The sequence below is a fragment of the Clostridium polyendosporum genome (assembly GCF_018332455.1).
GTDB classification, from domain to species: domain Bacteria; phylum Bacillota; class Clostridia; order Clostridiales; family Clostridiaceae; genus Clostridium_AY; species Clostridium_AY polyendosporum.
This window is the reverse complement of sequence record NZ_BOPZ01000015.1, coordinates 25,790-39,910: the sequence shown is the minus strand read 5'-3', so window position 1 is coordinate 39,910 and position 14,121 is coordinate 25,790. Positions and strand designations below refer to the sequence as shown.

Below are 14,121 nucleotides of genomic sequence, written 5' to 3'. Positions count from 1 at the left end.
AACCTTGCTAGCGTAGATAAACTTACGCTGTTAGAAGTATTTACTATGAATACATCATTCATAGTCTATTTCTACAAGTTTCCATGCTTAAAAGCATTATTAATATATATATATTTAAATAATGTACCTTTAATGTTTATATAAAACTTTCTAGTTTCTTTATCCAAACACTAATTTTCATTTCTAATTTGTTGCACGTAAAAATTGAAATTAGGTTTCTTAAAAGGATAATCTTATGCATCTGATGATTTACAGTTAAGATAATAGAACCAAGTGATTCTAGTCTTTTCCTTAAAAAAAGAGCACCCTTATTTCTAAGATGCTCTTAAAGAACCTATTATTTTAATTCTTTTAAATTATATTGATTCTTGTAACTATTTAAGAATACTTTATCATATTTCAAGTCCTCTTCTTCATATGGAGTCTTCATTTCATCTGAATATCCTACAGCAACAATAGATTCTACTCTAATATTTTCTGGAATATTCAAAATCTGACGAACATAATCCTCCGATTTGATATTGTTGTTATGGTTTCTTTCCCTAATCTGAATCCAACAAGAACCTAATCCTATAGATTCTGCCAACAATTGAATAAGTGTCGTAGCTATTGATGTATCTTCTATCCACACATCACTAACATCTGGATTCCCAAGTATAACAATTCCTAAAGGCGCATTCTTTAAAAAAGTTGATCCAGCCTGTTTAGAAAAAGATAATTTATCTAGAATGTTCTTATCTGTTATAACAATAAATTCCCAAGGCTTTTTCCCTCTAGAAGACGGTGATAAGAGAGCACCTTGTATCAACTGCGTAATTTTTTCTTTTTCAATTTCTTTATCCTTAAATTTTCTAATACTTCTTCTTTTTTTAAGTAACTCTAACAATTTAATTCCTCCGTTTTATAAGCTTTAAATTATTTTTAAAATTAATGTGATTCGTTAATTCCTGGAGTTTTGAAACTTTCATTTAATCTTTTTACAGCTTCATCATATTTACTAGCATCTACTTTTGAATATGTGAAGATAAATGTATTTGCTGATCCTTTTCCTACTACAGTTTTCTGATAAACTATATTATCGCCTTCTATCCAAGAAATAATAAACCAATTATCTTTGATAACTTTGTATTTTATTTTTTCTTTGATTTGGCTAGTATCAAAATCATAATATGATTTCACACCATAATTAAGCACATTATTGTTTCCAAAAACAATAAGTTTTGCTTTGTCAGATGATATAATTGCTCCATCTCTATTTTGTGAAGTTTCTTCAATCTTATAATTATTAGGATAATCTATAGAAAATCCATATCTTGAATTTGTATACTTATTATAAACTATTTCTTCATTTTCTCTTTTATCCACCTGATTATCTTCTACCTTTTGTACTTGAGTTGATGAATTAGCAGCTTCACTAGTTGTCTTCTTTGTTTCTACGCTTGAATTACTTTCTGTTGAACACCCTTCTGTAAAACTAAGTAATGCTAAAGAAATTGCTATTAAAACTAACCTCCGAATAAATTCTTCAGATAACGTTTTAATCCCCCCTTCATTTAACACATTTTGTAATCCATGTATCTCCTTTATAAAGATAAACAACTTCAATATGAACTTGTATGCCCTGGATTATAAATTCAGTTATGAAGCTATCTAGCTATAACCTAACATTCTATATTATATTTAATAGGAAGTCCTCCAATAAATTCAATGCAATATTTCTTCTATACTCCGCTGTTGACCTTTGGTCATCAATAGGATTTAGAAGCTTTGAGTATTCTTCTTTTATACTTTTAACTATATTTTGTATTTCATCTATAGGAATACCCTTTAATGAGTTCTCTATATCTTTTGATATTACTACTGTAGGTCCTACCGCTCCAAATGCCAGTTTAATATCTTCTATTTTTTTACTTTCAACATTTGCAAATCCAAAAAAAGACAGTTTAGAAAGAGCAATACTTTTTCTTGTGCCTATTTTTTTATAGTAGAACTTTGAACATTTTATTGTGGGTATGATTATTTCCTTTAATAGTTCCCCTTTTTTTATATTTATCTTTCTAGGTCCTAATATAAAATCCTCAATTGGAACATTTCTTTTTCCATCTGTACTTTCTAAAACAACCTCTGCTCTTACAGCATATAAAGGTGGTAAAATATCTGCTGCTGGTGAAGCATTGCATATATTTCCACCGATAGTTGCAATATTTCTTATTGCTGGAGATGCTATATTTAAAGAAACCTCTTTAAGATATTGTGATGTTTTATCACTATCAACAATATCCTTAAAGGTACATCCAGCACCTATCTTTAATATATTTTTCTCTAATTTAATTTCCTTTAATTCATTAAGGTATTTAATAAAAATAATAGGTTTATCAAAATACGGAGCTACACCTGACCATCCTTTCTTTTTAACCATAAGATCAGTACCTCCAGCTACTACATAAACCTCTGTTTTTTCCATAAATTGTAATGCCTCGTCTATATCTTTAGGAATAATTGCTTTCACCATAGGCCATCACCTTTTTTAGCCGCAATCCCTATAGCCTCGACAATCATACTGTAGCCCGTACATCTGCATAGATTTCCCGATATTCCTTCTCTTATATCCCTCTCAGTTGGGTTCTTATTTTTACTTAAAAGAGCCTCCGCTGCCATTATCATACCTGGTATGCAAAAACCACATTGAACTGCGCCTGCTTCTTCAAAGGCTTCCTTTAATATTAAATATCTTTTAGTTTCCCTATATCCCTCAATTGTAGTTATTTCTGCACCCTCTAGGGTTCCTGCTGGAACAAGACATGAATTAACTATATTACCATTAATGATAACTGAACATGCTCCACATTCCCCTTCCCCACAGCCTTCTTTAACTCCAGTAAGCTTAAAGACCTCTCTTAAAATATCCAACAGTCTTATCATTGGATCACATTCAACAGAAGTACTTCTATTATTAAGAATAAAGTTAATTCTCATTTTTTATTACCTCCATCAAGTATTCTGGAGTAATAGGAATCTTATTAAGTGGCCTTCCTATAGCATCCTGCACTGCCATAGCATATGCTGCTGGTGCTCCAATAAGAGTGAGTTCTCCTGCACTTTTTGCACCAAAGGGTCCTTCTTTATATGGATTTTCTACTAATGCACTCTCTATTCTTGGAAAATCCATTGATGTAGGTATAATATAATCCGTATTAGTTCTTTGTTGAATCCTTCCATTATTGCTAAGCATAACTTCCATACCAGCATATCCAAGTCCCTGCAGCATTCCACCTTCTATTTGGCCTTGAATAATTTTTTCATCAATTGCTGTTCCTATATCAAAAACTGCCCATACACCCTTAACCTCAACCTCATAGGTTAATTTATTCACCTCAACTTCAACTATATTTGCACCCCATGAATAAACATTATATGCATCTCCAACAAACCTTCCATCATCCCATTTAAAGCCATCAGGATGTTTATATTGATTTATTACATCAAATTCTTCTTCGCTCCATCTTTTCTTCATATCCTTTGCTGCCATTTCAAGAAGTCTTCCAATAATCATTGTTGTTCTTGAGGCTACTGTTGGTCCTGAATCAGGAACTCTGTCTGTATCAGGGTTTTGATAAATAACATTCTCAATTGAAATGCCCAAGGTTGCTGCCACAATCTTTCTTAATGAAGTCTGCGTTCCTTGTCCCATTTCAACATTTGATATTAAAATTTCAACAACTCCATATTTGTTCTTTTTTAATTTTACCTTAGCCTTTATAATATCCCGCTCTCCACTTCCAGTAAATCCTCCACCATGGAAGAATACTGCGTAGCCTATTCCACGAAGCTTACTTTCATCACTTTTATCACTTTCATTACTTTTATTTCTTATTCTATTTTTATAATCAGACATCTGTTCTATTTTTTCCATTATCTCAGGGAGAGGAATATAATCTCTAAAAATTCCACTAGTTGAAGATAAATCTCCCTTCTTCAATATATTTTTCCTTCTAAACTCTACATTATCTATTCCTAACTGATTAGCGATGTAATCCATATGCATTTCAAGTGCAAAAAATGATTGAGGAGCCCCAAAGCCTCTAAAGGCACCAGAGATTACATTATTAGTTGCAACAACCTTTCCTTTAACCACTACATTTTCTACATTATAGACTCCAATTGCTGCAAACATACTTCTTTGAAGGACTATACTTGACATTCCTGAGTATGCTCCTCCATCAAGTTTTATATCAACGTCCATCCCTAAAATTTTATTATTCTTATCAATATAGGTTTTATATTTTATCACTGATGGATGTCTTTTTGTGGAACATTCTATATCCTCACTTCTATCAAAAATTAGTTTTATTGTTTTTTGGCTCTTTAGTGCTGCAGCAGCCACCTGCCCTGCAATTAATGAAGGATACTCCTCTTTTCCACCAAATCCCCCTCCTGTTGTGGTTTGTATAACCTGTACCTTATCCGTATCACATCCTAAGGCTTCTACAACTGCATTTTTAACAAAATATGGACACTGCATTGAACCCCATATTTTTATTTTTCCATTTTCATATGATGCTGTCATACCTTGAGTTTCAAGATATATATGCTCCTGATAACCTGTTTTGTATTCTCTTATAAAAGTCTTTATACTATCCTTTTTTGCCTTTTCCAAGTTTCCCTTAGAGTATTCATACTTGGCAAAACAATTGTCCAATTCAAAGATAGGTTTTTTACTGTTTTTTTCTGCTTCATCTATACTTAAAATTGGCTCCATATCCTCATAATCTATTTTTATTTTTGATATGATGTCTAAAATTACATTCTTTTCTCGCCCGACAACCAGTAGTATAGGTTCTCCAATATAATTTACTATGTCCTCTGCAAAAAAAGGTTGGTCATAAAAAATTATCTTTACTCTGTTTCTTCCTGGAATGTCTGTCTTATCTACAATGAAATACCCTTTTGGTAGTTTAGGAATTTCAATGTTTATAATTTTTGCCCTTGCTTTAGTTGAACGAAGTGTTTTAGCATAAAACATATCATCAAATTCCATATCAGCAATATATTTAGCACTACCTGATATTTTTTCTTCAGCATCAAATCTTTTTATTGGTTTACTTATATCCACTTTAACCCCCCTTTAGGAAGTTTTAAGAAATATGCTTCAAAAACACGGATGAAGTATTATCCGTGTTTTTGAATTCTATAATTTTGCCTAAATATATTTTTAGCTTTCAAATAATCTTCCATTGTATCAATATCGATTAAAATCCCCTCTTCATCTACATCAACCTTCACAAAACCCTTTGAATTTATAAAATCCTTAAGGGTAGAAAATCTTGTACTTTGGAGAAGTTCTTGCACAATGCATTTTTTCATTAGTACAGGGTGACCCTTTTTTCCATTGTAAGAAGGGATAATTATATCTCCACTTGCCTTAAGCAATGTATCGTAAACATCTTTACTGATAAGTGGATAATCTCCTGGGGTGAAAAATATCTTTTCTTCTTTAATATATTTAAAACCCTCTATAGCAGACGTAAACATTCCCTGTTCATAGGCATTATTGTACACAACTTCTACCTTTGAGTATTTATCTAAAATTTCTTTAATAACCTCTTTTCTATATCCTCCAACAACTATAATCCTTGAGCAGACATCGTACATACTTTTAACACATCTTTCAATAACTGTTTCTCCATTTATCTCTAAAGTCATTTTATAAGTACCTGCTCTTGAAGAAAATCCAGCTGCTAGGATAACTCCTTCTACTTCCATGATTTAAATAGTAACACTGAAGATAATATTATTGGATTTAATGCCACCTTAAATTCACTCTTTTCCTTATTGCGGGTTTTCATTTTCCTTTTCCACCTTCTCTTTACTTTTTAAAGCTATCAATACCTTTTCAGGTGTTATTGGCAGGCTTGTAAGTCTTACTCCTACTGCATTATATATAGCATTTGCAATAGCCGCTGGTGGTGTATCTATTCCTATTTCTCCAACAGATTTTGCTCCATATGGTCCTGATGGTTCAAAGCTGTCAGCAAACTCAACTCTTATATTGTTAATCTCCTTTCTTGTAGGAATCTTATAATTTATAAAATTATTAGTTATTAACTTACCATTAGAATGATACTTAACATCTTCATATAAAGTCATCCCTATGCCCTGTACAATTGCTCCTTCCACTTGAATCCTTGCAAGGTTTGGATTAATAGTTGTGCCACAATCTACAACTGCAGAATAATCTAATACTTCAACCTTCCCAGTTTCCCTATCAACCTCAACCTCTACTGCTCCTGCCATAAATGGTGGTGGTGATTTTTTACCCACATAAGAGCTTGAAGCTATAAGTTGCTTCTGGTCATGATTGTAATATAACTGATTTGATAAGTCCTTAAGAGATACTCTTTGAGTTCCATCCTTTGTAACAACATCCGTTCCATTAAATTGAACCATTTCATTAGAAACTTTAAATCGTCTTGCTCCCTCTTCTTCAATTAGCTTTTTCATTTTTTCTGCAGTTTTTCTTACTGCATGACCTGATATATATGTTGTGCTTGAAGCATATGCGCCAGTATCGAAAGGTGTAGTATCTGTGTCTGATGAATACACAATGATTTTATCTACTGTAACGCCTAACGCTTCTGCTGCAATTTGAGCAAGTATAGTATCACTTCCAGTTCCAAGATCCGTAGCACCTATAAGCAGATTAAAGAAACCTCCATCATTTAACTTTAAAACTGCAGCTGCCATATCTATATACGGTATTCCTGAACCCTGCATTGCTATAGCCATTCCAACTCCTCTTACTTTTCCATCTGCCATATTCTTATTTGGATATTTTTTATCCCATTTAATAAGATCAAGAACTCTATCTAAACAATAATCAAGCTTGCAGCTATCAACATTCATTTCTATTCCTTCAGTTCCCTCTCCCATTATCTTAAAGATTGGAGATGTTTGCCCTTCTCTTATCATATTTTGTCTTCTTATTTCAACTCCACTCATATTTAACTTTTCCGCAAGCATATCTATTGTAGATTCAAGAGCAAAATTTCCCTGTATTGCTCCATACCCTCTAAATGCTCCTGCTGGAGTATGATTAGTATATACAGTCTTTCCTCCAAACCTTACTGCTTCTACCTTGTTATACATTGGCAAAGTTTTAGATCCTGCAACCATAAATACAGTTAATGCATGTTCTCCATATGCACCTGTATCTGAAAGAAGTTCTACATCAATAGCTTTTATATTTCCCTTTTTATCTGCTCCAATGATTATATCAAACCTCATCAGATGCCTTGAGTACGTAGACTCAAACACTTCATTTCTTGTATATATAAGTTTTGAGGGTTTATTTGTTTTTAATGTTACTGCAGCTGCTATAAGTTCTCCATGAATAGCCTGTTTACCTCCATATCCTCCACCTATCCTTGGTTTTATGACGTGAACTTTGCTTATAGGTATGGATAATGCCTCTGATATGATTCTTCTCACATGAAATGGTGTTTGAGTTGATGATATAATATTTAGTCTCCCTTGATAATCAATGAAAGCCGTAGATGAATGTGCTTCCAAAGCACAATGTGCCTGAGCCTGAGTATAATATCTTTGCTTAACGACTACATCACTATTATTAAGAATATCTTCTACCTTTCCAACCTCCATATTATACTGGGCTGCTAAGTTTTTTGAAGGATTATAACCTATTTCAAACATCTGATGTGCTTCACTTTCTGGATGTATTATTGAAGAGTGGTTCTCTGCCTTTTCAAAGTCCAATACAGGTTCTAAAACATTATATTCTACTTCAATAAGTTCTATAGCCTCCTGTGCAATTTTTTCATTCACTGCTGCTACAACAGCTACCTCATCACCTATATAGCGAACATATTTATCTAAAACAAACTTATCATGGGGTGATGGCTCAGGATACCCTTGACCTGCTCTTGTTACTGCATTCCTTGGAACATCCTTATACGTTAAGACACATTCTACTCCTGAAATATTTTTAGCTTTATCTGTATTAATACTTTTAATTTCTGCAAAGGAATAAGGACTTCTAAGAACCTTTATTATAAGAGCATTATAGGGGGCAACATCATCTGTATACGCTGGTTTTCCAAGTATTAATCCCATTCCATCTATCTTTGGAATACACTTGTTAACCTCACTCATTACTCCACCCCCAGATATTTTTTAATTGCACGCAGATGTCCAACATACCCTGAACATCTGCATAAGTTTCCTACTAAATAATCCTTTATTTCTTCCTCTGAAGGTTTTGTTAATTCTCTTTTCATAGCAATTATAGTTAAAACAAATCCCGGACTGCAATATCCACATTGTTCAGCACCCTCAGATGTTAAGAACCTTCCTATTTCCTCTGCCTCCTCTATAACTCCCTCAACTGTTGTTATATTATGGCCTTCTGCCTTTGCTGCAAATAGAGAACATGATGAAACTGGCTTCCCATCAATCAGCACTGTACATATTCCGCATGCACCTTCATTACATCCCATTTTAACGCTTATAAAACCATTTTTTCTTAAAACATCCGTAAGCATAGCATCTGGCTCTATTTCAAAGCTTCTTTGTACGTTGTTAATGTTAAGCTTTATCTGCATCCAACCACCTCCATAACGCCCCGTTTCACAAGCACCTTACATATTTCTCTTCTATATTCAGATGTTGCTCTTATATCACTTCCAAATTGGAGGTCTTTAACCATAACTAGTGAAGTTTCTTCTGCTATATCAACCGTATCTTTAAATGAATTTATAAAACCTTGGTCAAATACCTTTAATACTGCTGCTCCCGGTCTTGCACCAACTGATATTCTTAATGTATTTTCATTCATAACAACTGCAGTGTTCAATATAGCAAAATCTGTACTTGTATTTCTAAAGTCCTTAAAAGCAGCTTTAATCTTAAACTTTTTTAGTACAATTTTTTCAATTATGTCCTTATCCTTATTCTTTAAAAAGTCCGTAAGAGACAATAACCCACCTTTATATAAAACAACATTACAATCAAGCGGAAGAAGAGCTGTAATAAAGTCAGAGAAGCCGTATTTACCATAAACTGACCCTCCAACTGTAGCAATATTTCTCACTTGTACTCCCATAATTTTTTTAACTGCAGTATGAACTAAGCCATCAAAATTATTCTTAATTATTTCACTTTGCTCAACCTCTCTAAGGGTTACCATTGCACCTATTTCTATTTCCTTATCATTTTCCTTTATATAATTTAATCCTATATTTGAAAGGTCTATTCCAAGTCTAATGTGTCTATTGGAAAGTCTTAAAAAAGCTCCTCCACCAATAACTGCTGATTTCTTGCATGAATTTAAAAGATTATATGCTTCTTCAAGGGTTTTAGGTTTTAAATATTCATCTATCTTCAAATTTTCACCCCTTTAAGATTCCAGAAATAGCTTTTACAGGACATCTTGATTCACATAAACCACATCCAAAACATTTTTCTTCATTGGTTTTTGCAGTATCCTTTACTTTCATTGCAAAATAGGGACATATTTTTTCACATAGACTGCATCCTGTACATTTATTACTATCAACTATTGGGTATTTAATATCATATTTTTCACTACCCTTTTTAAGCCTTGTTTTTATTACCTCATCAATACTTGTAAATCCGTATCGTTCAAGGGCTTGCGGTAATTCCTTTATCAATTTTTCATATAAATCCTTTCCCCAAATCATGGCTGAAGATAGCATTTGTACTGCATCAGCACCAGCAAGTAAAAATTCTATAATATCGTCTGCCGTAGCTATACCACCTGTTCCTATAATTGTAAAGTCCTCTACTGCTTCTCTAATAGTATTTACAATTGCAAGGGCAGTTGGTTTTATTACAGGGCCTGATGACCAAAGCTGACCATTTTTATTACCCATCAAAACTTCTCTTTTACTTATATCTATCATCATAGTTGGTCCTAAGGAATTAATTGCAACTATCCCATTTCCTCCATTTTCCTTTACAACCTTTGCAAAGCCGACAGGATCTGGAATGTGTGGGCTAATTTTCATAAAAATAGGCTTATCTGTATTTTTTCTGATTGTCTTTACTATTTTCCCTATTACCTTAACATCCCTTCCAACATAATGGGTCGAAATCTCAAAAGCATCAGCATATCTATCGAGCTTTGGAATAAGCAGTTTCATATCTTCCATTGTATAGCCAGCACTTATGATTATGGGAATGTTAAGCTGTCCTTTCAGTTTAGGTAGTATATCATCTATCCACTTTTCTGGAGGAAATTCTGACCATAACTCCGCATTCATTATTCTATTTTTATCTCCATATATACATGGCCTTGGTACATTTGCAGCTGAAGTTGAGATTGTCTTTGTTACCACTGCTCCAACTCTAAAACTTGTTATAGCCATTATTTTTTCATAATCCCCAACAAGAGGACCTGCGGCGGGCATTAACGGGTTTTCTAGATTTATTCCTGCTATCTTTGTACTTAAATCCATTCTACTCCCCCTTACCAATTCTTTCCCACACTTTAATGGATTCCTTTTTTATTTCATTGTATATGTCTCCAATATTCTTAGTCATCTCATAGTTTTTAAGAAGTATCTCTCCGTCACACCACACGTCCTTCGGATGAAAGTTATCAAAAATTCCAAATATCAAGTGAGACATTTTATTATCATTACTGATAGCTGTTGGGCTTTTATATAAGACACTTATCATATCTGCCCTATACCCTGTTTTTATCCTTCCAATCTTTATATTAAGTAGCTTACCAGCATATTTATAGCCATTATCAATAACTTCCTTTAAATCATCAAAGGAAAATGCTATAGGACTTTTAAACCTGTACTTCATTCCAAAAAACAAATTTAAATAATCCCTTGAAATGTTTGTTCCTAATCCATCATTTCCGAGGATACACCTAACATTATGCTCCTTCAAAAGCCTATAATCAAAAAGCCCCACTGCATTGTTCATATTTGATGTTGGGTTTATAGCTGCATATGCATTTCTTTTGCCTATTATTTCAGCTTCTTCTTTATCCAGGTATATACAGTGGGCAAGTATTGAGTTTTCTTTTATTAAGTTAAAATCATCAAGCCTTTTAACCACTGATTTTCCATATTTTATCTTAGAATCTTCTTCATCTTCAAAACTTTCAGCAGCATGTATATGAATTGGTAAATCATCTATACTATCTGATATTTTTTTTAATGTATTATCAGAAAGACTCATAGAAGCATGCATTCCAAAAATCCCTGAATAGTTATTACTCTTTGAGCCTTTAGCAAAATCTAAATTTTCTTTGATACATTCATCAACATTAAATCTATCACTTGTTTCAAAACAAAATATCCCTCTAAGACTCATATAATCACATATACTTTTTTTAAGTTCATTTAACGTTCCACTTATTTCAAGTCCACTTGCATGATGATCTATTATTGTTGTTACGCCGCTTTTGATACAGTCATGAGCATATGCAATACCACTGTAGTAAACAGCCCTTCTATCAAGCTTAGAATCCATCTTCCACCAAAGCTGTTCTAGAATATCCTTAAAGTTCTTGGGATTAAAAGGGATATTTAATCCCCTTGCAAAGGTAGAATAGACATGTGTATGTCCATTTAAAAGACTAGGCATTATAATAGAACCACTGCAGTCATAAACTTCATCTGCTCCCTTAAATTCGCTCATATTACCTACTTCTTTTATTTCTTCTTCAAATAGTACATACTGTCCCTCTTTGTAAATCTCAAAATCAAATATATTTGCATTAATCAATGCCTTCAAAGTACTTTCACCTCTCTACGGACAAACTCACCCTTTCCACCTATTAACACTCCCTCCTTAACTACAAACTTACCCTTTGAAATTGTTGAACATATCTTACCTTTGATTTTTATTCCTTCATAAATTGAATAATCGGCATTTGAATGATGACCCGAGACTATATACTCATACTTTGGATTAAATATTGCTATATCTGCATCCGCTCCAGGATATAAACTTCCCTTCTTAGGATATAACCCATGTATAACTGCAGGATTTTTAGTGTATTTGTCAATTATTTTGTTGCCAAACAAGGAATACATAATAGAAAAAGAATACTCTATCCCCCCAACCCCCATTGGTATATCACATAAAAACTCTTTGTTTTTCTCTACTTTATAAAATGGACAATGATCTGTTCCAATTACAAATACATTGTCTATATTTACAATAAGTCTTTCTACCTCATCACTACTTCTAAGTGCTGGAGTCATAGTATATAAATAACCATCTTCTTTGTAATATTGATCCTTAGATAAAATAAAATAATGTGGGCAGCTTTCTATAATAAAATCTTTATTTAGAATGGTACTATACCCTTTTTTAAGACTTTCTACAGTTGTTCCACAGCTATTATGAACAATATACATTCTTCCATCTCTATACCTTGTCATTTCTGCAAGCTTTAAAATCTCACTTATTTCTGCTATGGCAGGTCTTAAATCCTCATGTGCAGATACGGGCAGCTTTTGCCCTTCAAGTACAATACCATCATTTTCTGCATGTACAAGTACAAGTATTTCTTTTTCCTTTGACAAGTTCAACAAATTATCTATCGTTCTATCTGTTGTACGTCTATTTGAAGTCGAGTATGTTGTAAATAGTTTAATAGTTGGAATCCCAAGACTCTTCATTTTTTCTATAAATTTTAATGAGTTGTCCTTTAGATTAGCTATTGTTGCATGAAATGAGTAATCTATTATACTTTTTTCCGCTTTCTTCATTCTATTTGAAATTGCATTATCTAATTCATCACTTTTTGAAACAGGATCTATAAAATCTATAAATGTTGTTATTCCTCCAAAGGCTGCAGACACTGAACCGTTGTAAAAGTCATCAGCTGATGTATGTTTTCCAACGGTTAGTGCAAAGTGCACATGAGGATCAACAAACCCCGGTAGAACATAATTTCCATCAGCATTATATTCCTCCTTTGTTTCAAGAAAGCACCTAGATATAGCTGCAATTTTTTTATCTTTTATATATATATTTCCTTCAAACCAGCTTCCCTCTAAATATATTTTTCCATTTATAATCCCGAGATCAAACAATATATCACCCCAGTTACTTTCCTCCCATTGTAAGTGCCATTACTGCTTTAGCAGTATGAAGCCTATTTTCAGCTTCATCATAAACAATGGAATGAGAACCATCTATAACTGAATCCTCTACTTCATTTCCTCTGTCTGCTGGAAGAGCATGCATATATAAAACATCTTTATTGGCTATACTCATCATTTTTTCAGTACACTTCCAATCCTTATATGACTCAAGTAGACTATCAACAACCTCTGTGCTCTGATTATTAACCCAACTTCCCCAATTTTTAGGTATAACAATGTCCGCGTCTCTATAGGCTTCTTCCATGTTATGAGTGATCTTCAATGTTCCGCCATACTTTAACGCATTTTTCTTAGCATCATTTATAACCCATTCCGGTAAATCATATCCTTTAGGATATGCTAAGGTTACATCCATGCCGTATCTTGGGAATAGTAAAACTTGAGTTACAGGAACTGATATTGGTTTTTTATGACTCTTTGCATATGCCCAAATAATTGATATTTTCGTCCTTTTTAAATCTCCAACCTTTTCTTTAATTGTCATTAAATCCGCAAGGCCCTGCATTGGATGGTATAAATCACACTGCAAGCTCATAATAGGTACTGTTGACCACTTTGCCATCTCTCTTAAATATTTATTTCCAACTTCCCAGAAGCAGTTTCTACATGCTATTCCATGTCCAAATCTTGAAAGAATAATTGCTGTATCCTTCGGTGTTTCTCCATGAGATATCTGCATTGTACTTGTATCAAGGTAATTTGCGTGTCCCCCTAACTGTGCAATTCCTGCCTCCATTGAATTTCTTGTTCTTGTTGATTGTTCAAAAAACATAAGAAAAATTGTTTGATATGAAAGATAAGGAGTTGCAACTCCCAGCTTAAATTTTTTCTTAAAATAATTGGAAACATCAAGAAGTATATCTATCTCTTCCTTTGTCCATTCCTCCAAGTCAATAAAATGCCTACCCCTAAATATACCTTGCATAAACCTTCTCCTTTCTTTGTTGGT

General features: G+C 33.2%; 13 protein-coding genes. All 13 read right to left on the bottom strand.

The features are described 5' to 3' along the window. Window positions 1–337 precede the first annotated feature (337 nt). Window positions 338–886 (bottom strand): nitroreductase family protein, encoded by a 549-nt coding sequence (locus CPJCM30710_RS09680; protein ID WP_212903977.1) that lies wholly within the window; start codon window positions 884–886, stop codon window positions 338–340. Between the two features lie 41 nt (window positions 887–927). Beyond that, on the bottom strand, window positions 928–1,605 hold the full coding sequence (locus CPJCM30710_RS09675; RefSeq protein WP_212903976.1) for a hypothetical protein: 678 nt from the start codon (window positions 1,603–1,605) through the stop codon (window positions 928–930). A 64-nt stretch (window positions 1,606–1,669) separates the two neighbouring features. Then, a complete protein-coding gene (locus CPJCM30710_RS09670; RefSeq protein WP_212903975.1) occupies window positions 1,670–2,512 on the bottom strand; it encodes an FAD binding domain-containing protein in 843 nt (280 codons plus the stop codon). Next, window positions 2,506–2,976 carry a (2Fe-2S)-binding protein gene (locus CPJCM30710_RS09665; RefSeq protein ID WP_212903974.1) on the bottom strand — a complete coding sequence of 157 codons (471 nt, stop codon included), beginning with the start codon at window positions 2,974–2,976 and terminating at the stop codon, window positions 2,506–2,508. Before CPJCM30710_RS09665 ends, CPJCM30710_RS09670 begins: the two co-directional genes overlap by 7 nt. Beyond that, entirely contained in the window at window positions 2,966–5,113 is a 2,148-nt protein-coding gene (locus tag CPJCM30710_RS09660; RefSeq protein WP_281413975.1) for a xanthine dehydrogenase family protein molybdopterin-binding subunit, read from the bottom strand. Before CPJCM30710_RS09660 ends, CPJCM30710_RS09665 begins: the two co-directional genes overlap by 11 nt. Before the next feature lie 56 nt (window positions 5,114–5,169). Next, window positions 5,170–5,763: a nucleotidyltransferase family protein gene (locus CPJCM30710_RS09655; protein WP_212903973.1), complete on the bottom strand. Its 594-nt coding sequence runs from the start codon at window positions 5,761–5,763 to the stop codon at window positions 5,170–5,172. A 66-nt stretch (window positions 5,764–5,829) separates the two neighbouring features. After that, window positions 5,830–8,169, bottom strand: a complete 2,340-nt coding sequence (locus CPJCM30710_RS09650; RefSeq protein WP_212903972.1) for a xanthine dehydrogenase family protein molybdopterin-binding subunit — start codon at window positions 8,167–8,169, stop codon at window positions 5,830–5,832. Then, window positions 8,169–8,618: a (2Fe-2S)-binding protein gene (locus tag CPJCM30710_RS09645; RefSeq protein WP_212903971.1), complete on the bottom strand. Its 450-nt coding sequence runs from the start codon at window positions 8,616–8,618 to the stop codon at window positions 8,169–8,171. The genes CPJCM30710_RS09650 and CPJCM30710_RS09645 overlap by 1 nt, the downstream gene beginning before the upstream one ends. After that, window positions 8,609–9,400 carry an FAD binding domain-containing protein gene (locus CPJCM30710_RS09640; protein WP_212903970.1) on the bottom strand — a complete coding sequence of 264 codons (792 nt, stop codon included), beginning with the start codon at window positions 9,398–9,400 and terminating at the stop codon, window positions 8,609–8,611. Before CPJCM30710_RS09640 ends, CPJCM30710_RS09645 begins: the two co-directional genes overlap by 10 nt. A 4-nt stretch (window positions 9,401–9,404) precedes the next feature. After that, window positions 9,405–10,493, bottom strand: coding sequence for a 4Fe-4S binding protein (locus CPJCM30710_RS09635; RefSeq protein WP_212903969.1), 1,089 nt, complete (start codon window positions 10,491–10,493; stop codon window positions 9,405–9,407). A 1-nt stretch (window position 10,494) separates the two neighbouring features. Then, window positions 10,495–11,790 (bottom strand): amidohydrolase family protein, encoded by a 1,296-nt coding sequence (locus tag CPJCM30710_RS09630; RefSeq protein ID WP_212903968.1) that lies wholly within the window; start codon window positions 11,788–11,790, stop codon window positions 10,495–10,497. Then, window positions 11,787–13,100, bottom strand: coding sequence for an amidohydrolase family protein (locus CPJCM30710_RS09625; protein WP_212903967.1), 1,314 nt, complete (start codon window positions 13,098–13,100; stop codon window positions 11,787–11,789). The genes CPJCM30710_RS09630 and CPJCM30710_RS09625 overlap by 4 nt, the downstream gene beginning before the upstream one ends. 13 nt (window positions 13,101–13,113) lie before the next feature. After that, the gene (locus CPJCM30710_RS09620) at window positions 13,114–14,097 is read right to left on the bottom strand and encodes an ornithine carbamoyltransferase (protein WP_212903966.1); all 984 of its coding nucleotides are present in this window, start codon (window positions 14,095–14,097) and stop codon (window positions 13,114–13,116) included. Window positions 14,098–14,121 lie beyond the last annotated feature (24 nt).

Coding starts and splice junctions, on each gene's coding strand:
- CPJCM30710_RS09670 (WP_212903975.1), bottom strand. CDS start 2,512: ATGGTGAAAGCAATTATTCCTAAAGATATAGACGAGGCATTACAATTT.
- CPJCM30710_RS09665 (WP_212903974.1), bottom strand. CDS start 2,976: ATGAGAATTAACTTTATTCTTAATAATAGAAGTACTTCTGTTGAATGT.
- CPJCM30710_RS09655 (WP_212903973.1), bottom strand. CDS start 5,763: ATGGAAGTAGAAGGAGTTATCCTAGCAGCTGGATTTTCTTCAAGAGCA.
- CPJCM30710_RS09650 (WP_212903972.1), bottom strand. CDS start 8,169: ATGAGTGAGGTTAACAAGTGTATTCCAAAGATAGATGGAATGGGATTA.
- CPJCM30710_RS09645 (WP_212903971.1), bottom strand. CDS start 8,618: ATGCAGATAAAGCTTAACATTAACAACGTACAAAGAAGCTTTGAAATA.
- CPJCM30710_RS09635 (WP_212903969.1), bottom strand. CDS start 10,493: ATGGATTTAAGTACAAAGATAGCAGGAATAAATCTAGAAAACCCGTTA.
- CPJCM30710_RS09620 (WP_212903966.1), bottom strand. CDS start 14,097: ATGCAAGGTATATTTAGGGGTAGGCATTTTATTGACTTGGAGGAATGG.